This window comes from Actinophytocola xinjiangensis, assembly GCF_001921215.1.
GTDB lineage: Bacteria > Actinomycetota > Actinomycetes > Mycobacteriales > Pseudonocardiaceae > Actinophytocola > Actinophytocola xinjiangensis.
The window spans coordinates 994,394-1,014,089 of record NZ_MSIF01000001.1 but is presented as its reverse complement, the minus strand read 5'-3'; the positions used below and the strand labels follow the sequence as shown (position 1 = coordinate 1,014,089).

General features: G+C 71.3%; 16 protein-coding genes. 4 read left to right on the top strand and 12 right to left on the bottom strand.

The genetic code is table 11. The features are described from left to right. Window positions 1-155 precede the first annotated feature (155 nt). Complete coding sequence (locus tag BLA60_RS04470; RefSeq protein ID WP_154814099.1) at window positions 156-1,829, bottom strand: phosphorothioated DNA-binding restriction endonuclease family protein; 1,674 nt, start codon at window positions 1,827-1,829, stop codon at window positions 156-158. 19 nt (window positions 1,830-1,848) lie between these two features. Here BLA60_RS04470 and BLA60_RS45260 point away from each other — a divergent pair, with 19 nt between their 5' ends. Continuing rightward, window positions 1,849-2,148, top strand: coding sequence for a vitamin K epoxide reductase family protein (locus BLA60_RS45260; protein WP_342744700.1), 300 nt, complete (start codon window positions 1,849-1,851; stop codon window positions 2,146-2,148). On the opposite strand, the gene BLA60_RS04460 is transcribed toward BLA60_RS45260, so the two are convergent. Both BLA60_RS04460 and BLA60_RS04455 read right to left on the bottom strand, forming a co-directional pair. Then, window positions 2,051-2,665: a cysteine dioxygenase family protein gene (locus tag BLA60_RS04460; RefSeq protein WP_154814098.1), complete on the bottom strand. Its 615-nt coding sequence runs from the start codon at window positions 2,663-2,665 to the stop codon at window positions 2,051-2,053. The genes BLA60_RS45260 and BLA60_RS04460 overlap by 98 nt on opposite strands. A 20-nt stretch (window positions 2,666-2,685) precedes the next feature. After that, on the bottom strand, window positions 2,686-3,309 hold the full coding sequence (locus BLA60_RS04455) for a dihydrofolate reductase family protein (RefSeq protein WP_075131330.1): 624 nt from the start codon (window positions 3,307-3,309) through the stop codon (window positions 2,686-2,688). 74 nt (window positions 3,310-3,383) lie between these two features. Here BLA60_RS04455 and BLA60_RS04450 point away from each other — a divergent pair, with 74 nt between their 5' ends. Then, window positions 3,384-4,259 carry a LysR family transcriptional regulator gene (locus BLA60_RS04450; RefSeq protein ID WP_075131329.1) on the top strand — a complete coding sequence of 292 codons (876 nt, stop codon included), beginning with the start codon at window positions 3,384-3,386 and terminating at the stop codon, window positions 4,257-4,259. Here the strand turns inward: BLA60_RS04450 and BLA60_RS04445 are convergent. Then, a complete protein-coding gene (locus tag BLA60_RS04445) occupies window positions 4,246-5,430 on the bottom strand; it encodes a serine hydrolase domain-containing protein (protein ID WP_075131328.1) in 1,185 nt (394 codons plus the stop codon). The two genes, BLA60_RS04450 and BLA60_RS04445, sit on opposite strands and share 14 nt — an antisense overlap. Before the next feature lie 114 nt (window positions 5,431-5,544). Between BLA60_RS04445 and BLA60_RS04440 the strand changes: the two genes are divergently transcribed. Beyond that, a complete protein-coding gene (locus BLA60_RS04440) occupies window positions 5,545-6,201 on the top strand; it encodes a response regulator transcription factor (protein WP_075131327.1) in 657 nt (218 codons plus the stop codon). Next, window positions 6,198-7,334, top strand: coding sequence for a sensor histidine kinase (locus tag BLA60_RS04435; RefSeq protein WP_154814097.1), 1,137 nt, complete (start codon window positions 6,198-6,200; stop codon window positions 7,332-7,334). Before BLA60_RS04440 ends, BLA60_RS04435 begins: the two co-directional genes overlap by 4 nt. A gap of 23 nt (window positions 7,335-7,357) precedes the next feature. Here BLA60_RS04435 and BLA60_RS04430 read toward each other — a convergent pair whose 3' ends face one another. From BLA60_RS04430 to BLA60_RS44160, 8 genes are all read right to left on the bottom strand, one after another. Next, the gene (locus BLA60_RS04430; RefSeq protein WP_245811827.1) at window positions 7,358-7,912 is read right to left on the bottom strand and encodes a hypothetical protein; all 555 of its coding nucleotides are present in this window, start codon (window positions 7,910-7,912) and stop codon (window positions 7,358-7,360) included. A gap of 95 nt (window positions 7,913-8,007) precedes the next feature. Next, window positions 8,008-9,147 carry a hypothetical protein gene (locus BLA60_RS04425; RefSeq protein ID WP_075131326.1) on the bottom strand — a complete coding sequence of 380 codons (1,140 nt, stop codon included), beginning with the start codon at window positions 9,145-9,147 and terminating at the stop codon, window positions 8,008-8,010. Then, complete coding sequence (locus BLA60_RS04420; protein WP_075131325.1) at window positions 9,147-9,479, bottom strand: type VII secretion target; 333 nt, start codon at window positions 9,477-9,479, stop codon at window positions 9,147-9,149. Before BLA60_RS04420 ends, BLA60_RS04425 begins: the two co-directional genes overlap by 1 nt. Window positions 9,480-9,495: 16 nt before the next feature. Next, a complete protein-coding gene (locus BLA60_RS04415) occupies window positions 9,496-9,969 on the bottom strand; it encodes a YbaB/EbfC family nucleoid-associated protein (RefSeq protein ID WP_075131324.1) in 474 nt (157 codons plus the stop codon). A 271-nt stretch (window positions 9,970-10,240) separates the two neighbouring features. After that, window positions 10,241-10,978 carry a thioesterase II family protein gene (locus BLA60_RS04410; protein ID WP_075131323.1) on the bottom strand — a complete coding sequence of 246 codons (738 nt, stop codon included), beginning with the start codon at window positions 10,976-10,978 and terminating at the stop codon, window positions 10,241-10,243. After that, the gene (locus BLA60_RS04405; RefSeq protein ID WP_211288582.1) at window positions 10,975-12,378 is read right to left on the bottom strand and encodes an MFS transporter; all 1,404 of its coding nucleotides are present in this window, start codon (window positions 12,376-12,378) and stop codon (window positions 10,975-10,977) included. Before BLA60_RS04405 ends, BLA60_RS04410 begins: the two co-directional genes overlap by 4 nt. Continuing rightward, entirely contained in the window at window positions 12,375-18,443 is a 6,069-nt protein-coding gene (locus tag BLA60_RS04400) for a non-ribosomal peptide synthetase (RefSeq protein WP_075131322.1), read from the bottom strand. Before BLA60_RS04400 ends, BLA60_RS04405 begins: the two co-directional genes overlap by 4 nt. Continuing rightward, window positions 18,440-19,675, bottom strand: coding sequence for a cytochrome P450 family protein (locus BLA60_RS44160; RefSeq protein WP_075131321.1), 1,236 nt, complete (start codon window positions 19,673-19,675; stop codon window positions 18,440-18,442). Before BLA60_RS44160 ends, BLA60_RS04400 begins: the two co-directional genes overlap by 4 nt. Window positions 19,676-19,696: the final 21 nt, after the last annotated feature.

Here is a 19,696-nt window from a genome sequence, read left to right as displayed (position 1 = left end):
GGCTCCTCGGACGTGGTCCACCACCAGTGGACAACATCAACACCAGGAAGCGGTAGCCCGGAGCCGGGTCTGGTAACGGTCATGAGCGGACGCCTGCCGCACCCTGCGGTCGCTCGACCGCTTCTTGTGGGAGCCGGAAGCCGGCGCCCAGCGCGTCACAGGCTCGTTCGGCCAGTCGGCCCAACCACTCGGCGGCCTTGGTGGCTACTTCCGCGGAAGATGGTGGTGCGGTGCCACGCGAAGTACGGCTCGGAGTTCGTATGGTGGGCTCGGCACGGTCGACCGGTCAACGCGCTGGTCCGGTCGCGGAACGCGTCGGGGACGCCGTTCAGCGGGGCAGTGCGGACCCGTCCGGTCGAGTCGACCGTGATCCAGCCGGTTTCATACAGGATGTCGCAGCCGAAGCCGCAGGCCAGCATCGCGACGTTGAGCAGATCGTGGCGTTCACTGTCGGCACATACGGCGCGGCGCTTGACATGAGCGGCAACCAGAAACTCGATCGGGTACTCGTCACCGCAGAGTGCGCACGGTGCGACGTCGCGGCCACCAGCCAGCAGCTTGCGCAGCCGCGCCTGCTCCTTGCGGATCTTCACCTGGGTCACGGCGTCGGTGGCGTCGATGGATGGGTCGACAACCTCGCTCCCACCGAGGGCGATCGTGGCAGGGTTCATGGCCACCCGCGCGGTTGGGAGGGTCGCGAGCACAGCGCCGACGAACGCACTGCGGTAGCCGAGCTCCTCGACGTTGACCCCAACGCTGCGCTGCCCGACGAGCAGGTCAAGTCCCTTCTGCACCTCCACCAGGGGCACAGGCTGCCCTTCCGGTGACTGCTTCGTGCCTACGGTGACAGTGTCGCTGTTCATCGCCAGGACCATGTTCGGTTGTCCGCTCACGGTGCGGATCCGCACACCGACCAGTGGCCGCAGCACGTCCCGAGCCCGTGGTGGCACCCGGAGGTCACCGGACAGGTAGCGGTTGACCACCAGGTCGATCACCGTGCCGCGCACCGCCTCGTCGCGCAGCAGGACGGCAGCCTGCCGGGTGAGGCCCGCAGCCGCGGTGCGGTCAGCCGCCCTGGGCACACCCGCAACACCGTGGACCTCCCACAGGAGTCGAGAGCTACCCAGGTGCCAGAACGGGTACTCCGGGGTGGTTCGCGAGGTAGCGGGTGCGAACTCGCGGAGGAACGCGCCGAAGCCACGACGAAACTCGGGCCAGGCCACCAGGCGTGTCCCGCCGGTGGCGATACGGTCCGCCATCCACAACAGAGCGAGAGGCTTGTGCAGGCTGGCGCGGCCGTCAGGCGTTCTGTGTCGCTTCAACCGTCCGATCTCGGTCAGCAGTCCATCGACCGTGAGCGTGACGCCGCCGTCGAGCGGCGGCGCTACGACCGGATCGGCGAGGTACTCCGCGAGCCGATCGGCGGAGTCGGGACCATAGCCTGGCACCGCTAGCCGCAGCTGAAGCCGCTGGCGCTTGTTGCCGTCCTTCTTCGCACCGGCAGGCAACCCAACCCGGTCCTGAGCGCCTGTGATCCGCAGCCGCAGTTCCTCGACATCCGGCACGTCGGCGAGGTCGACCGGCCCGCCCAGCGGCGCCCCTTCGTCCTCGGATGGTTCGACCAGGCGGGCGGACGGAACCACCACGGCCAGCACCACCGCCTCGACGTCCCGCAGCCGGGCCAACAGCAGCCGCGACGCCGGCACGTAGTCGTCGTTGCGTGAGCGGTCGCCGGCACTCTCCAGGAGCAGGCTCAGGCCATGGCCGTCCCGCACTACCGCGAAATGCGCGTTCAGCAGCTGGCCGTCATCACTTCGTGGACGTAACACCGCTCCATCGTGACATCGCGTGACTGTCGGGGGCGTGACCCTACGTACGCGTGTCACCTTGTCGGTGGGGCCAACTCCTGTCGGTCAACAGACTCTCGTGGCGGATTCCTTCCTTCGCCAGCACGTCGTCGGCGGCCCGATCGGCCTCGCCGCCACGATCGCACTGACGCTGGAGAAGCTCGCCACGCTGGCTGACCCGTCGTACGTGCCGACCTGCTCGATCATCTCGTGCGGCTCGGTGACGGACAGCGCGCGGGCCGAGGCGTCCGGTTTCCCAACCTGCTGCTCGGTACCGGCGGGGTGTCCCAGCCGCCGGTGAACCACTCGACCGCGCCGGTTCCCGGGTCGTACCGCCGCCGCTCGATCGCGCCGATGTCGGCGCCGTAGACGTGGAGGCCCACGGTGGGCGCGTCGCCGACGCCGGCGACGGAGTGGACGTCGTCGTCGGTGGTGCAGCACACGGTGACCTGCCCCTGCTCGAACACCTGCTCGCCCGCCGGGGTGAGGGGGACGCCCTCCTCGGTGGGCTTGACGTAGCGGAACTCGCGTTCGGCGCCCGAGTAGATGCCGACGACGCCCCACGTCTCGTGCCCGTGCACGGGAGTGCGCTGCCCGACGTTCCAGACGACGGCCGCCAGCGACCAGGCACCGTCGGCGGCGATGTGGAGCGGGTAGTTGACGTGGTGGTCGGCCGCCGGGCGGGTCAGTTCGGGTGGGAGCCGGAAGTCGCTCGCCAGCAGCGCGGACAGCAGTAGGCCAACCCGCTTGGTGATCTCGTGCTCGTCGTCGGTGGCGGCGACCACCGAGGACACGTCGTCGATGAAGGTCCGCAACATGGTGGTCTTTCCTCTCCTGGTCAGCGCAGCACGCGGTAGATCAGGTGCGTGACCGAGCTGGTCGCTCGCGCGGACACCTGTTCGAGGTCCAGCGGCGCGACGCCGTCGAACAGCCGCGTGCCGGCGCCGAGCATCAGTGGCGTGATGTGCAGCCGCAGCTCGTCGATCAGGCCCGCGGCGAGGTACTGGTTGACGGTGGTCGCGCCGCCGTGGATGGAGATGTCGCCGCCGTCGGCCGATGCGCGGGCGCGTTCGAAGGCGGCCTCGATGCCGTCGGTGACGAAGTGGAACGTGGTGCCGCCGTCCATCGGCTGCGGGTCGCGCGGGTGGTGGGTGAGCACGAAGACGTCGGCGTGGTAGGGCGGGTTGTCGCCCCACCAGCCCGTCCACGGCCGGTCCCACTCGCCGCGCACCGGGCCGAACATGTTGCGGCCCATGATGAACGCCTTGGCCGTCATCATCCTGGCGAACTCGTCCGGATGGGTCTCGGCGCCCTCGGAGTACCAGGCGTGGAGCTTGTCGCCCCAGCCGTCGCCGCCGTCGTCACCGAACGGGCGCTGCTCGGTCTGGTTGTGCCCGGCCGCGTAGCCGTCGACCGAGATCGTCAGGTCGCAGGTCACCTTGCCCTTGCGTGTGTTGGTCATGGGATCAGCATGTCGGGCCGCAGGTATGACGTCCAATGCCAAAACTGGGATCAACACATTGATATTGTTGATGAATGCTCAACCTGGTGCATCTCAGGGTGCTCGCAGCGGTGGCCCGGTACGGGTCGGTGACCGAGGCGGCGAAGCAGCTGCACTACTCCCAGCCGTCGGTGAGCCACCACCTGTCCCGCCTGGAGGCGGCCACCGGTGTGAAGCTCGTGCAGCGGATCGGACGCGGGATCCGGCTGACGCCGGAGGGGCGGTTGCTGGCCAACCGGGCCGCCGAGATCGTGGGCCGGGTCGACGCGGCGGCCAGCGAGCTGGCCACCCAGGTCGACCTGCGGGCGGGGCGGGTCCGGCTGGCCGCCAACGCGTCCACGCTGAGCACGATCGTGCCGAACGCGGCCGCCGAACTGGCCGACGCGCATCCGGGGCTCCAGCTCAGCCTGTACGAACGGCACCCGGTCGAGGCACTGCGGATGCTGCGCCACGGTGACGTCGACGTCGCGTTGGTGTTCCGCCCCGCCGATGCCCCGCTCGACGAGGAAGGCGTCCGCCTGGTCCACCTCGGCGACGACTCGATCTACCTGCTCAGCCTGCGCGAGGACGACCGCATCACCGACCACCGCGACGACGCGTGGATCGGTGGGTGCGACCGGTGTCAGGAGGAGCTGAAGTCCGTGTGCGGGCGCCACGGCTTCAGCCCCCGTATCGTCTCGCACAGCGACGACATCGTCGTCGTGCAGGCCCTGGTCGCGGCGGGCGTCGGTGTCTCCACCCAGCCAGGGCTCGCGCTCAAGGCGCACCGCAGGCCCGGCTTCCACGCCACCGAGCTCAGCGGCTTCCGCCGCCAGATCCACGCCGCCACCTACGGCGACCCGCCCGACCCGCCCGCCGTCGCCGCCGTCGTGGCCGCGCTCACCGAGGCCGCCGCGGTCACGTGCCGGTGATCAGCCCCCGCGCGGTCTCGACGATCTCCCGCATCGGGGTGTCGGCGTGGTTGGTGAGCACGACCAGCACCCAGTCGCTGTCCGGGAAGAACTCGACCGCGGTCGCGATGCCGGCCGGGTTGCCGCCGGTGTGCCCGTAGCTCCACTGGCCGCCGAGCAGCGTGCCCTGGGGGCCATAGCACTGGAAGACCGTCCACGCCGGCCGGCCGCTCGGCGGTGGCGGGTTCCCGCCGCCGGGGGGCGGCCCGGGCGGGACCTTCCCGCTCAGCATCAGGTGCGTTGCCGGCCCGTCGACAAGCCGTTCCCTGTACAGGAGACGGGCGAACCGGTCGAGGTCGGCGGCGGTCGCGAACGCCTCCCCCGCCGGGGTGCCGACGAACCCGAACTCCGCCACCGTGTCGGTCCACCGGCCCTGCTCGTCGCGGCGGTACGGGTGGGCGACGTTCCGGTCGGTCAGCCAGCGCGGCTTGGTGACGAAGTCCGCGCCGGTCATCCCGGCCGCGGCGAACACGTGCTCACGCACGTAGTCGTGATAGGGCGTGCCACTCGCCCGCGCCACGATCTCGCCGAGCAGGTGGTAGCCGGAGTTGCTGTAGGCCCAGCCAGCGCCCGGCGCGAACATCGGCGTCGAGCGCAGGACGTAGCCGGTGATGCCGGACATGACCTGTGCCGCGCTGGTCCACGTGGCCGACTCCTCCCGGAAGCCGGGCATGCCGTGGTAGTCGCCGAGACCGGACGTGTGCGTCAGCAGGTGGTGCACGGTGATGTCCCTGAGTGCGTCCGGCACACCGTCCACATAGGTACCGAGCGTGCCGTTGTGGGACACCTTGCCCTGCCGCACCAGCTGCGCGACGGCCGTCGCGGTGAACAGCTTGGTCACGGACGCGAGCGCGAACGCGGTGCCGGGCCCGTTCTTGACGTCGCGTCCCAGGTCGGCCATGCCGTACGAACGCGCCAGGACGGTCCGGCCCCGGTTGGTCAGCAGGAGCGAGCCGGAGAACTGGTCGCGCGCCGCCCTGTCGGCGACCAGCCGGTCGAGTTCACCGCCGGGCCGCAGCGTGCCGGGAAGCCGGCCGCTGCCCTGGGTGGCGAGAGCTGGGCCCGCCGCGAGCGCGGCCACCGGGGCCACGCCGAGCAGGCCGAGCACCGAACGCCGGGACGGGGTCGCCATGGCTGTGTCTCCTTCGGTCGTCGTGTGTGCGGGAAGGTCTACCGGGGCGGCGGTATGGGCCGGCGCGCTCGCGGCCATACGAAATCCATAGGTCCCGGTGACGACACTCGGCGCATGCGGGTGTTGCTGGTGGAGGACGAGGAGCCGCTGGCCAGGTACATCGCGGCCGGGCTGCGCAAGCACGGGTTCGCCGTCGACGTGGCGCACGACGGCGGGACCGCGCTGGACATGTGCGGCCCCACTCCGTATGACGTGGTGGTGCTCGACCGGGACCTGCCGCGGGTGCACGGCGACACGGTGTGCAGGCGTCTCGCGGAACGCGGCGAGTCCCGGGTCCTGATGCTGACCGCGTCCGGCACCGTCGAGGACCGCGTCGACGGACTCACCCTCGGCGCCGACGACTACCTCGGCAAACCGTTCGCGTTCTCCGAACTCGTGGCCAGGGTCCACGCACTGGCCCGGCGCAGCGCCCCGGCCCGGCCGCCGGTGCTGCGGGCCGCCGACGTGACACTCGACCCGGCACGACGCACGGCCGAGCGCGCGGGCCGTCTGCTTTCGCTGACCCCCAAGGAGTTCGGCGTGCTGGCGTGGCTGCTCGCGGCGCCGGGTGACGTGGTCAGCGCGGAGACGTTGCTGGACAAGGTGTGGGACGAGCACGCGGACCCGTTCACCAACGCCGTCCGCATCACCGTCGGCACGCTGCGCCGCAAGCTCGGCGATCCGCCACTGATCGACACGGTCACCGGCGCCGGCTACCGATTCCGGCCATGACGCACCTGTCGGCACGCGGCAGGCTGACGCTGCTCTACACGGGACTGGTGCTGGTCGCGGGCGTGGTGCTGGCGGCGCTCACGTACGTGCTGATGCGCCAGCACCTGGCCGACCGCGTCATCGCCGTGCGCATCGACCGGACCGAAGGGGCTCCGCCGCCGCCCTCGCTGGCCGTGCCCGGGCTGACCGACCAGGTGCGCGACGAGACCCTGGCTGCCTTGGTGGCGCAGGCCGCGATCGCGCTGGCTGTGGTCGCGGTACTGGCCGCGGTGCTCGGCTGGCTCGTGGCGGGCCGGGTGCTCCGGCCGATCCGCGCGATCTCGGCGACCGCCCAGCGTCTGTCCGCGGAGCACCTTTCGGACCGGGTGCCGGTCCATCCGCCCCACGACGAGCTGGCTGCCCTGGCCACCACGGTCAACGGGATGCTGGACCGCATCGAGCGCGGCATCACCGAGCGGGACCGGGCGCTGGAAGGCCAGCGGCTGTTCACGGCGAACGCCGCGCACGAGCTGCGGACCCCGCTCACCACCATCCGCACCGCCGTCGACGTGACGCTGGACGGCGCGCCCACCCGTACCGAGTTGTTGACCATGGCCGAGGACGTCCGGGCGGCGGCGGACGACAGCAGGCACACTCTCGACGGGTTGCTGGCGCTCGCCCGCAGTAATGCCGGTGTCACGAATCCTCGGCCTGCCGACCTGGCCACGATCGCCGGCTCGGCATTGAGTGAGGTGGCAGGTCCGCTGTCCGATCAGGACATCGAGGTGCATCGTGAGCTGCGGGCCGCGCCGTTGCGGGGTGATCCGGTGTTGTTGGAGCGGATGGCTGCCAATCTTGTCGGCAACGCGATCCGCCACAATCACCGTGGTGGCCGGGTTGTCGTGGTCACCGGCGCTTCGGGCGGTGGTGTCTTTCTCCGCGTCCGCAATACCGGGCGGGCGGTCGCGCCGGATCGTGTCGACCGGTTGCTGGAGCCGTTCGTTCGTGCCGCCGATGGTGGGGCGGGGCTAGGGTTGTCCATCGTACGGGCTGTGGTGCAGGCACATCACGGTGAGATCGACGCCGTCGCCAACCAGGGTGGCGGGCTGGACATCACCGTTCGGATTCCGCTACGGGGTGCGTGGTTGCCCTGACCGAACCGCGGGGAGTCCTGGCGTCACAGGGGGCGTCCGTGCCAGTGGATGGTGTCCGGTGGCTCGAAGTACGTTCGCAGGTGTTGGGATTCCGGCCGGCTGTGAAGCGGGAACGCGAACACGGAGTCGTCCGGCCAGGTGATCGTGCGTTTCCGGAAGTCGATCCGTGGTCGTTGTGGTTCTCGCGCCTGCCAGAGGATTCGCGGCGGCGGGGCATCGTGTGGCTCGATGTAGGTGGATCCGGTGTCGACCACCGCGAGCGAGGACGGGGAGCAGACCAGCCATGGCCCCTGCGCTCGCCGGATGCTGTCGAGCAGGTCGAGGGCCATCGCGTTCGCCGGGCCGGTCACGAGGATCTGCCGCTTCAGTGGATTGCCGGCACCGAGGCCGTCGAACAGCGGCGAAATGATGTTCACCGCGACGACGGCCACGCCGCGTCCGATGTTCCAGAAGAATCGCCTGACCAGCCGTTTCCCCGCGACGGTGCCGTCTTTTCTCCGTCCTGGAACATCGAATCCCACGTCGGAAATGTCGCCGAGACGGAGTACGATCACCGGTTCATTCCACTGGTCCCGCATCAGCCGTTCGACGGTTTCGCGGAAACCGGGTTGTACCTGCGCCTCGTGAGCCTTCTTGTCGTAGCGATCCTGGCTCTCGAGTATCTTGCGCGCAGCTAGACGTCGAGATTCCGCCTGGTTTCCTCCGCGCTTCGGTTCCCGCCGATCTCGCTCTTGTCGAACCATGGCTCGTCCCCTCCCAGTGCGACGTCCTCCGACCCCTCGCCGTAGACGGCCTTCCCCGCGCCGATCCCGGCCTTGACGCCCGCTCCGGCCACCAGCGGCCTGGCCCCCACCGCCGTGCCGAACATGGTGGTGAGTGCCCGGTTGCTCGGGGTGAGTGCGACGCCCGCGGTGTTCTCCAGGACGTTGAGGGAGAACTTCGATTCGCCGGCGTAGGTGCCGATCCGGAACTTCCTCGTCGCTTCCACGACCTTCGTGGAGTACTTCGCCAGGAAGTCGATGAACGTGTCGAGCAGTCTGCCGAACCTGCCGAGGTAGCCGGTGACCTTCTTCAGCACACTGGCGGCCTTCGCGATGGACGCGGTCATCGCGGCCGCGACCGAGCTGCCGAAGCTGATGACCGAGGCCGCGAGGGCGGGCAACCAGATGGTGATCAGCCAGGACACCAACTCGGTGATGATGGCCTTGATCACCTCCTCGATGACCACCATGACCATCGACCACATCCGCAGTACCTCGGCCACCGACCCCGCGGCCGAACCGACGCCGCGGATTCCCGCCGAGAAGTCGCCGAGCGCCTCCCGCGCCGCGTTGCCGGCGTCGTCGATCCAGTCCTTGAGCGCGGTGTCGCCGGTGCTCTCGAAATCGTCGGCCAGCGCGACGAAGCCCTGCGCGATCGTGACGAAGTTGTCCGACGCGTGCCCGATCGCCGGTCCGTCACCGGTGACCTGGTGCAGGGCGTCCTGCAACGGCTGGACCAGTTCGAGCAGCATGTTCAGCCCGTGGCTCACCAGCCAGCCGATCGGGTCCATGGCAAAGGTGACCGCGTCCGCGGCGGCGGCACCGACGAACGCGGCACCGTCGCCGACCAGCGCGGCGCCGGCCGACGCGAGTTCGGCCGGATTGTCCGCGTTGGCCGCCTCCTGGGCGTGCGCGGCGATGGACTTGCCGGCCTTGTACACCGTGCCCACGACGGGAACGTGTCCGACCGCGCGGTCGATGTTCGCGCTCGTGCTCTCGTCGTAGCCCTCGACGTTCAGCGTGTCGGCGATACTGCGCTGCTCACCGGTCATCACTGGCCCCCCGTCGCGTCGATCTCGGCCTCGTGTTGGCCGAACCTGATCACTCCGGCCTCCTCGTTGCCCTCGTACATCGCCGCCGACTGGTTCACCTTGGTGACGAGCGCGTTCACGCCGTCCTTCATGTCGTTGAGCAGAGACCGTAGTTCGGCGAGCCGGTCGGTGTAGCCCTGTTTCGCGAAGGCCCCGACCACGCCCCACGCCTCGTTGGTCACGTCGGCCGCGTCGACCAGGTTCCCGAACTTGTCGGCCTCCTGCTCGTAGTAGCCGAGTTGGCCCGCGTAGGCGGAAAGGGCGGAGGTGTCGACCTGAATTCCGTCTGACATCGTCGTGTCCCGTCGGTCAGCGCCGGTAGATGGTGTCCTCGTCGAAATCATCGTCCGACGGATCGGATGCGCGGCCGTGGGGGAACTCCTCTGTCCGGCGGTCGTCGGCGGGTCCACCGAACGCCTCGGCCTGTGCCTGGCGGACCTGATCCGAGGTGTTGATTCCGAACGCGTCACCGAAGGCATCGTCCACGGCCTCGGCCTGCTGCCTGACGGCGCCGGCAACGGCCTGGCGGAGGGTGTCCATGAGCGTCGCGGACAGTTCCGCCGGGCCGAGACTCATGGCGCCCTGGGCGAGTTCGATGCCGGTGACCGTGCCGTTGGCGCCCGCGGTGACCGTCACGTTCCGGTCCGGCGACGTCGCGACGCTCCGAACCTGGGAGATTCGCTCAGTCATCTCCTCGACGCCCTCGAAACGAGCCTCAGCCTGACGAATCCTGGACCGGAACCTGTCAAACTCGGCGATCATCTGGTCCATCTGGCTGGACATGGGCCTCCCTCAGTGACTGAAACGCCCAGCATCATGGCACGACCACGAGCCGGCTCCGCGCGCAACTCCCCGCACCCCTTCGCGGACGCCATCAGGGTACCGATCGTGATCATCCATTCCGCACCACCCAAACCCGCGCGGACATTTCCGCGTCACGGACAGCCGGGCGGACACAGCCCGTGATTCCAGGAGGTGCTACCAGGGTCAGTCTCAGTGGCACTGGCCTGGGTAGGCCTTGGCCTTCGGCGCCCGCGAGCACCTACGGTCACGGTCAGCCCGTTCCTCGCAGGCCGCTCAGGACGGCGTCGACCGCCACCTCGGGGTGGTCGGACAGGTAGAAATGGCCGCCGGGGAAGGTGTGGAACTCCGGGGTCCGGGTGCAGAGTTCACGCCAGGCGGACAGTTCGGTCGTGGACACCTCCGGATCGTCCTCGCCGGCGAGGACGATGACCGGGACGGGCAGCCGCTCCCCCCGACGGTGCCGATAGGTCTCGTACACCTCGTAGTCCGCGCGCAGGACCGGCACGATCAGGCCGGCGAGTTCGGGCACGTCCAACGCCGAGGCGGCGGTGCCCGCGATCGCGCGGACGTGGGCGAGCAGGTCCCCGTCGGTCATCAGGTGCACGAGTGGGGCTCCCGCGCGGGGCAACAGCTGAGGAGCCGGGCAGCCGGAGACGGCCAGCAGCACCGGCGGACGTCCGGCCCTCGTCGTGGCGCGGGCCAGTTCATAGGCCAGCAACCCACCCAGACTGTGGCCGAACAGGGCGAACCGGTCGCCGGCGCGGGCCAGCAGCGGACCGGTCAAGGCGTCGACCACCTCCTCGACGGTGCGGGCCGGCGGCTCGGCGAACCGGTTCTCCCGGCCGGGCAGCCGCACCGGGACCAGGCCGACCCCGTCGGGGACCAGCGGCTGCCACGGCTGGTAGGCCGACGCGCCGGAACCGCCGTGCGGCAGACAGAACAGCCGCGTACCGGCCCGCACGCCAGCTGTCGGGGGGAACCAGCTCATCCGTCATCCGCCTTCCTGGCCGGGAGGAACCGCACCAGCAGCACGAGCACCAGACCCACGCCGATCGGGTACAGCAGACTCCGGCCGAAGGCCTGCGCGTACCCGCCGCCGTCCAGTGCGCCGTAGAAGATCAGGCCCACCAGCGCGACGCCGAGGGACACACCAACCTGCACGCCGGTGGACAGCACGCCCGACGCCGACCCCACCTGCGCGTGCGGCACCCTGGCCAGCACGGTCGTCGACAGCGGCGCGACGATCAGGCCCATGCCCGCGCCGTCGAGCAGCAACCACGGCACCAGCCACCCCACGTCCCCGCCGTCGCCGGCGCGGGCCACGAAGACGAGTTGGGCGGTCAGCGCGACGATCCGCAGGCCGGCGCCAAGGGTGAGCACGTCCCGGCCGAGCAGGTCCGCGAGTCGGCGCGCCACCAGTGCGCTCGCCAGGAATCCGACGTTCACCACGACGAACAGCAGCCCGCTCGCCAGCGCGTCCAGCCCCCTGCCGAGTTGCGCATACAGCCCCAGCACCAGGTAGTAGGCGCCCTGCCCCGTCCAGAACACCAACTGGCAGGCCATCCCGACGGAGAAGGCCCGCAGCCGGAACAGGCCCAGGTCGACCACCGGCGACTCCGCGCGGCGCTCGCGGCGGCCGAACGCGACGAACAGCGGCACCGCCGCGACGAAGCACACCCAGGTCCAGCCTGGCCAGCCGTGGTCGCGTCCCACGGTCAGCGGCACCACGACGGCCAGCAGCGCACCCGTGACGAGCACCATTCCCACCAGGTCGAGCCGTGGCCTGCCCGGCGCGTGCGTCTCCGGCACGAACCGCAGGGCCAGCACCACCGCCGCCACTCCGACCGGGACGTTCATCAGGAAACACGCGCGCCAGCCCGTGCCGAACAGGTCGGCGGTGATCAGCAGCCCGCTGACGGCCTGGCCGAGCACGGCGCCGAGACCGGCGACCACGCCGTACCAGTTGATGGCCTTCGCCCTGGCCTCCCCGTCGTAGAGGGCGCTGAAGATCGCGAGCACCTGCGGCACCATGAGCGCGGCGGCGGCCCCCTGCGCCACCCTGGCCACCAGCAGGAAACCCGGGCTGGTGGCCAATCCGCACAGCATCGACATGACGGTGAACAGGGCGATCGCGAGGGTGAACATCCTGCGGCGCCCGAACAGGTCACCGAGCCGGCCGCCGGTGATCATGCCGGCCCCATAGGTCAGCGCGTACCCGGCGATGATGAGCTGCACCTGCGCCGGCCCGGCTCCCAGGTCCGCCTGCAGCGCCGGGATCGCCACGGTCACGATGAACGCGTCCATCGCGCTCAGCAGCGGTCCGCTCAGCAGGACCGGCACCACGATCCACGGTGGAGACACGCGGGTCGCCACCGGTTCCCCGGTCACCACACCGGTTCCTCCGGGGCGCCCACCAGGTCCTCGACCAGCGCCGTGTACCGGGCGGCGAGGGCGCGGACCGTGTCCTCGCCGAACAGCGCGGTCGCGTACTCGACGGATCCGGCCAGCGAGCCGTCCGCCCGATCGTGCAGTGCCACGGTCAGGTCGAACTTGCTGGTCCGCGTGTGCCGGGGCAGGAGTTCGGTCGACAGGCCGGCGAACCGCCAGCCCTCCGCACCCGCCCCGACCACGACGACCAGTTGTGCCAACGGGTTCCTGGACAGCTCTCGTGGTGGCCCGAGCGCCCGCACGACCCGGTCGAACGGCACGTCCTGGTGGTCGATGGCGGTGAGCGTGGTGTCACGCAACCGGTCGACCAGCGTCGTGAACGCCGGCCGACCGGCGAGGTCAGCGCGCAGGACGACTGTGTTCACGAAGTGGCCGACCAGCCGTTCGGTGTCGGGATGGCGCCGGCCGGCCATGGGGGTGCCGATCCCGAAGTCGTGCAGGCCCGTACGTTCCCGCACCAGCACGGTGAACGCGGCGACCAACACCACGAACGGCGTGGTGCGTCTGGCCGACGCGAGCGCGGCGACCCGCGCCGCCAGCGGAGCCGGGACCGTGAACGGAACCAGGGCGCCGCTGGTGTCCCGATCCCTCGGCCGGGGACGGTCGGCGGCCAGGTCGACGACCGGTGGCATGCCCTTGAGGGTGGCCGCCCAGTGCTCGACGCCGGTGTCGCGGCCGACGGCCCACGCGGCGTAGTCGGCGTAACGGATGGGCAGCGGGGGCAGATCGGGTGGCCGGCCGTCGCGGTGCGCGGCGTAGGCGGCGGACAGTTCGTCGGCGAGCACCCCGATCGACCAGCCGTCGATGGCGATGTGGTGGGCGAGCAGGACGAGGACGTGGTCGTCGGGAGCGAGCCGGCCGAGCGCGGCGCGGAACACCGTCCCGTCGGCGAGGTCGAGCGGCGCGGCGGCACAGGTCTCGAGGAAGGCGTCGACGTCGGTGACGTCCTCCACGGGAAGCGGAACCGGGCCCGGCGGGTCGATCCACCCCACGGGTTCGTCCTCGCGCATCGGATACCGGGTGCGCAGGGGTTCGTGCCGGGCCACGACGGTGGCCAGCGCCGACGCCAGCGCGGGGACATCGAGGGTGCCGCGCAGCCGCAGTGCCCGGGTCACCAGGTACTCGGCGCCGCCGGGGTCGAGGAAACCGGCGAGCCAGAGCCCGGACTGGACCGGCGCGAGCGGCACCGGCCCGGTGTGGCGCGGGATCGGTTCGACGTCGTTGGGCAGGGCCTCGGCGACCTCGGCGGCCAGCGTGGCGACCGTCGGGGAACGGAACAGCGAGTGCACGCCGAGGACGACGCCCAGCCGGGAACGGAGGCGGGTCACGATCCTGGTGGCGGCCAGGGAGTGCCCGCCCAGCGCGAAGAAGTCGTCGTCCAGGCCGGGAACCGGGACGTCCAGCGTCCGCGCCCAGACCTCCGCGATCGCCCGTTCCACGGGTGTCTCCGGCTCCCGACGCGCCGCCGCGCCACCCGTCCAGTCCGGGTCGGGCAGCGCCGTCCGGTCGACCTTTCCGTTGGGGTCCAAGGGGAGTTCGGGCAGTACGACGAAGGCGGCTGGCACCAGGTGACTGGGTAGTCCTCGACCGCAGTGGTCCCGCAACCGCGTGCGGTCCGCGCTGCCGGCGACGTAGGCCACGAGCCGTTTGTCGCCGCCGGCGTCGGTGTTCGCGACGACCAGCGCACGGGTCACCGACGGGTGCTCGAGCAGGCGGGCCTCGATCTCCCCCGGCTCGACCCGGAAGCCCCTGACCTTCAGCTGCCGGTCAGCACGCCCCAGGAACTCCAGGTCGCCGGAGGGCAGCCACCGCACCCGGTCGCCGGTCCGGTACAGGCGGGTGCCCGGCTCGAACGGGTTGGCGGTGAAGCGTTGCGCGGTCAGGCCGGGGTTGCCGAGATAGCCCCTGGCCAGGCCGGGCCCGCCCACCAGGAGATCACCGGGCACGCCGACCGGAACCCGGTTGAGGTACTCGTCGAGGACGTGCACGGTCGTGTTCGTGACGGGGACACCGATCGGCACCGGAGCGTCGGCCGCCGCGTCACCGGCCGCGATGTCGCGGTGCACACAGGCGAAGGTGGTGGACTCGGTGGGCCCGTACCCGTTGCCGACCACCACGTCACCGGTCGCACGCAACCGCGCGACGTGCGCCCGGGACACGACGTCCCCGCCGGTGAGCAGGTGGCGTACCCCGGTGAGCGCCGACGGGTCGGTGTCGACGATCGCGTGGAACAGGCCCGCGGTCAGCCACATCAGGGTGACTCCCGCCGAGCGGACGAAATCCGCGAGCGCCGAGGCGCTGGGGACGCCCGGGGGGAACACGGCCAGGCGGGCGCCCGTGCACAGCGCGCCCCACAGCTCCAGTGTGGACGCGTCGAACGAGAGGGGGGCGAGCAGTGCCACCGTGGTGTCGGGTCCGAGGTCGGCGAAGTTCGCCCCGTGCACGAGCCGCACCACGGCCCGATGGCTGACCTGGACGCCCTTGGGGGTCCCGGTCGAGCCGGAGGTGTAGATCACGTAGGCGATGTGGTCGGGTGCGGTGGCCACCGGCGGAGGGCTCGTGGGCAGCCCGGCCACGGCGTCCCGCAGGTCCTCCCAGACCAGTACCGGCCCGGGCAGCCGGGGGGCGAGTTCGCTGGCGGCGATGACGACCGACGCCCCGGTGTCGGCCAACATGTGGGCCAGGCGTTCCCGGGGGTAGTCGGCGTCGAGGGGGACGTAGCAGCCGCCCGCACGCAGGATGCCCAGCAGCACGACGGGCACGTCCGGTCCGCGCGGCAGACAGACGGCGACCGGCGTCTCCCGACCGACCCCGACCGCCAGCAGGTGGTGCGCGAGCCGGTTGGCCGCGTGGTCGAGCTCGGCGCGGGTGAGACTTTCGGTACCGGCGACGACCGCCACCGCGTCCGGACGTGCGGCGACCTGCCGGGTCACGAGGGTGTCGATGGTCAGGTCGCCGAGGTCGACGACCGGCCCGGTCTCGGCCCGGCGCAACCACGCCGTCTCCCGCGGGGACAGCAGGGGCGCGGTGAACACCCTGCGGTCCGGCGCGTCGGCGAACGCGGTCAGCAGCGCGGTGTAGTGCGCGACCAGCCGCTCGATCGTGGCCGTGTCGAACAGCGCCACCGGGTACTCGGCGATGCCGGTGAGGCCGCCGTCGCCGCGCTCGTGCAGCGCGACGAACAGGTCGAACTTGCTGGTGCGGGTGTGCGCGTCGGTACGCGACACGCACAGGCCGGGCAGCCGCCAGGACGCGGTCGCCGCTGTCTGGAGGGCGAACACCACCTGCACCAGCGGGTTGCGGCCGAGGTCACGCGGGGGCCGGACCGCCTCGACGACCTGGTCGAACAGCGTGTCCTGGTGTTCGTAGGAAAACAGCGCCATGTCCCGCGCCCGGTCCACCAGGTCGCGGAACGTGGGATCGCCTGTCAGGTCCGCACGCAGCACCACCAGGTTGGCGAAGAACCCGACCGTGTCCTCGGTGTCGGGGTGGTCGCGACCGGCGACCGGGGTGCCTACGGCGAAGTCCCGCGCGCCGGTGTACCGGGCCAGCAGTGCCTGGAACCCGCTGAGCAGCGCCATGAACAGTGTCGCGCCCGACTCCCCCGCCAGCGTGCGCAGCCGGGTCGTGAGCGCCGGCGGCAGGTCGAACGTGAGCCGGGCTCCCCGGGGGTCGCGCTCCCGTGCCCTCGGCCGGTCGGTCGGCAGTTCGAGCACGTGGGGCATGCCGGCGAGCCGGGAACGCCAGTGGTCCAGGTGTCGCGCGTCCGCCGTCCGCCCGTGCTGCCAGGCGACGACGTCGGAGTAGCGCACGACCGGGGCGGGCAGCGTGCCGTCGTAGAGCGCCGCGAGATCGTCGGCCAGGACCGCCAGCGACCAGTCGTCGGCGACGATGTGGTGCACGCACAGCACCAGGACGTGGTCGTCTGCCGCGCGGCGTCCCAGCGCGGCGCGGAACAACGGTCCCTCGGCCAGGTCCATCGCCCGCACGGCGTTGGCGACGACGAACGCCGTGAGGGCGTCCTCGCTGTCGAGTTCGGTCACCGGCAGCAGGTCGCTCGGCGGCGGGTCCACGACCTGCTCGGGCTGGTCGCCGCGGACGACGACACGCACGCGCAGCGCCTCGTGCCGTTCGGTCAGCCGGCGCAGCGCGGTCCCCAGTACGACCGGGTCCAGGTTTCCGCTGATCCGCAGCGCGACCGGAATGACATACTCGGCGGTGTCCGGGGTCAGCCCCTCGGTGAACCACAGCCGGGCCTGCCCCGGTGACAGCGGGATCGGCACGCCGGCCGGCCGCGCCGGGATGGACGGCATCGCCGGCTCCGCGCTCGTCGCGGCGAGCCGGACCGCGAGGGCGGCCGGTGTTGGCGCGTCGAACACGGCGCGCAGACCCAGCCGGACCCCGGTGCGGGCGTGCAGCCGCCCGTCCAGGCGGGCCGCGAGCAGGGAGTGCCCGCCCAGCGCGAAAAAGTCCGAATCCGTCCACACCGGACGCACACCGAGCACCTCGGCGAACACGTCGCACAGCAGTTCCTCGGCCGGGCTCTCCGGTGATCGGCCGTCCGGTCCGGGGTGGGCCGCCGGTGCGGGCAGTGCCGCTCGGTCGAGTTTCCCGTTGGCGGTCAAGGGAATCTCGCGCAGCGGGACGAACACCGAGGGCACCATGTGCGCGGGCAGGCGCGCCGCGAGGTGGGCCCGCAGCGTCCGCACCGTCGGCGTTTCACCCTCCGGGACGACGTAGGCGACGAGGCGCTCGCCGGCCGCCACCACGACGGCCCGCGCGACCGCGTCGTGCTCGGTGAGCACGGCCTCGATCTCACCGGGCTCGACACGGAAGCCGCGCACCTTGACCTGGTGGTCGGCGCGTCCGACGTACTCCAGGTCGCCGTCGGCCCGCACCCGCACCAGGTCGCCGGTGCGGTACATCCGGGAACCCGCCGGGCCGTACGGGTCGGCCACGAACCGCGTGGCGGTCAGACCAGGCTGGTTGAGGTAGCCCCTGGCCAGCGCGTCGCCCGCGACGAACAGTTCACCCGTCCGCCCCTCGGCCACCGGGACCAGCCGGTCGTCGAGCACGTGTGCCCGGACGTAGGGGAACGGCCGGCCGATGGGGACCGGCCCCGGCGGCAGCACCGTGCCGGGCGGGATGCGGAACTCCAGGCAGTTCACGGTGGCCTCGGTGGGGCCGTACGCGTTGACGACGAGCACGTCCGGGTGCGCCACGCGCCAGACGCGCAGCATGTCGGCGTGCAGCGCCTCGCCGCCGAGGATCAGGGTGCCGGTCGGGGACGCCTGCGGGGGCAGGCCGTCGAGGAGGGTGAGATGGCTCGGTGTGCCCTTCACGAAGGTCGGCACCGGCCCCGGTTCGTCCAGTTCGGACAGTCGGACGGTCCCGCCGGCGACCAGCGGCGTGTACAGCGCGGTCACCGTGAGGTCGAACGCCGCCGGGGTGTGCACCAGCGACGTCCCCGCGGCGTCGGGGTAGGCGTCCCGCGCGCGGCGCAGGTACGCGCCCAACGACGTGTGCTCGACGACCACACCCTTCGGCCGTCCGGTCGACCCGGACGTGTAGATCACGTAGGCCGGGTCGTGCGGCCGGACGGCCGCCAGCGCGGGCCGGGTCGCCGAGTCCTCGGGGGACACCCGGCGGGGGGCGTTGGCGGGCAGCTCGGTACCGGGTTCGGTGACGACGAGAGCCGGCGCCGCGTCCGCGAACAGGAACTCGATCCTGCTCACCGGGTAGGCCAGGTCGACCGGCAGGTAGGCACTGCCCGACCGCAGCACGGCGATCAGCGACACCAAGAGGTCCACCGACCGGGGCAGTGCGACCGCGATGACCCGTTCGGGACCGGCGCCCAGCCCGACGAGCGCCCCGGCGAGCCGGGCCGACCGTTCCTCCAGCTGGCGGTAGGTCAGCCGAGCCCGGCCACTCACGACGGCGACCGCGTCCGGCGTGCGGTCGGCCTGCCGGGTGAACAGCTCCGGGAACAGCGGGTCCTCGGTCAACGCGGCAGTCGCTTCTCGTAGCGCAGCGGCACGGCCTCGACGCCCCGGCCGATCGAGCTGTCGGCGATCCAGGGCAGTTCCTCGAACGGCACCGCGAGCTCGAAGGACGGCAGCCGGCGCAGCAGCGTCTCGAACGCGATGTTCGCCTCCAGTCGAGCCAGCGGCGACCCTGCGCAGAAGTGCGGGCCGTGCCCGAACGCGAAATGCTGGTTCGGTGAGCGGGTGATGTCGAGCCGGTCCGGGTCGACGAAGACCGAGGGGTCCCGGTTGGCGGCGGAGATGGACAGGTGCACGAAGCTCTCCTTCGGGATGTGCACCCCACCCAGTTCCATGTCCTGCGCCGCGACGCGCAGCGAGCCCCGGTCCACCGAGCCCTCGTAGCGCAGGAACTCCTCCACCGCCGAGGACACCAGCTCCGGGCGCGACCGCAGCAGCGCGAGCTGCTCGGGGTGACGCAGCAGGGCCACGGTGCCGTTGCCGATGAGGGTGGCGGTCGTCTTGTGGCCGGCGAGGATGAGCTGGATCATCGTCGAGACCAGTTCCTCGTCGGTGAACATGTCGTCCTCGTCGGCGGCGCGCACGAGGTCGGAGAACAGGTCCTCCCGCAACTGGTCGCGGTGCGCGCGGCGGTCGGCGAGCACGGCACCGAGGTATTCGGTGACCTCGTCGTTGACCTCCCTGCGTTTGGCGGCCCGCCCGGGGTCGGTGTCCCCCGGCGAGCCGGACAGGTACGTGCCCCAGTACTTGAACAGCGCGCGGTCGGACTCCGGTACCCCGAACAGGACGCAGATCGTGGTGAGCGGCAGTGGGTAGGAGAAGTCGGTGAGCAGGTCGATCTCGCCGGACCCGGGGAACGCGTCGATCAGGTCGTCGGTGATGCCCTGGACGACCGGCCGCAGCCGCTTGAGCCTGCGCGGCAGGAACGACCGGGACACCAGGCGGCGCAGCCGGGTGTGCTCCGGCGGGTCGGACAGCACCATGCTGGCGGCGACCACCGGGCTGTTGCTCAGCGTCCGCTCGCGGAACCAGGCCGGCGCGTTCTCCAGTTGCTTGGACAGTCTGGGGTCGTTGAACGCCTCCTGGTTCGTCTTGTAGTCCACGACCACGTACGCGCTCGCCCCGACCGGGTAGTCGATGCGGTGCACCGGGCACTCGGCACGCAGGCGCGCGCTCAGGTCGTGCGGGTTCGCCCCGGGGTTGGTGATGTAGTCGCCGGTGACGGGCTCCGACATGACGCCTCCTTGGTGGTGCGG

Excerpts from the sequence above, each read along its gene's own strand:
- BLA60_RS04450 (WP_075131329.1), top strand. The coding sequence starts at position 3,384 with ATGCTCAACCTGGTGCATCTCAGGGTGCTCGCAGCGGTGGCCCGGTAC.
- BLA60_RS04415 (WP_075131324.1), bottom strand. The coding sequence starts at position 9,969 with ATGTCCAGCCAGATGGACCAGATGATCGCCGAGTTTGACAGGTTCCGG.
- BLA60_RS04440 (WP_075131327.1), top strand. The coding sequence starts at position 5,545 with ATGCGGGTGTTGCTGGTGGAGGACGAGGAGCCGCTGGCCAGGTACATC.
- BLA60_RS04425 (WP_075131326.1), bottom strand. The coding sequence starts at position 9,147 with ATGACCGGTGAGCAGCGCAGTATCGCCGACACGCTGAACGTCGAGGGC.
- BLA60_RS04435 (WP_154814097.1), top strand. The coding sequence starts at position 6,198 with ATGACGCACCTGTCGGCACGCGGCAGGCTGACGCTGCTCTACACGGGA.
- BLA60_RS04460 (WP_154814098.1), bottom strand. The coding sequence starts at position 2,665 with ATGTTGCGGACCTTCATCGACGACGTGTCCTCGGTGGTCGCCGCCACC.
- BLA60_RS04445 (WP_075131328.1), bottom strand. The coding sequence starts at position 5,430 with ATGGCGACCCCGTCCCGGCGTTCGGTGCTCGGCCTGCTCGGCGTGGCC.
- BLA60_RS04420 (WP_075131325.1), bottom strand. The coding sequence starts at position 9,479 with ATGTCAGACGGAATTCAGGTCGACACCTCCGCCCTTTCCGCCTACGCG.
- BLA60_RS04455 (WP_075131330.1), bottom strand. The coding sequence starts at position 3,309 with ATGACCAACACACGCAAGGGCAAGGTGACCTGCGACCTGACGATCTCG.
- BLA60_RS04430 (WP_245811827.1), bottom strand. The coding sequence starts at position 7,912 with ATGCGGGACCAGTGGAATGAACCGGTGATCGTACTCCGTCTCGGCGAC.
- BLA60_RS44160 (WP_075131321.1), bottom strand. The coding sequence starts at position 19,675 with ATGTCGGAGCCCGTCACCGGCGACTACATCACCAACCCCGGGGCGAAC.
- BLA60_RS04410 (WP_075131323.1), bottom strand. The coding sequence starts at position 10,978 with ATGAGCTGGTTCCCCCCGACAGCTGGCGTGCGGGCCGGTACGCGGCTG.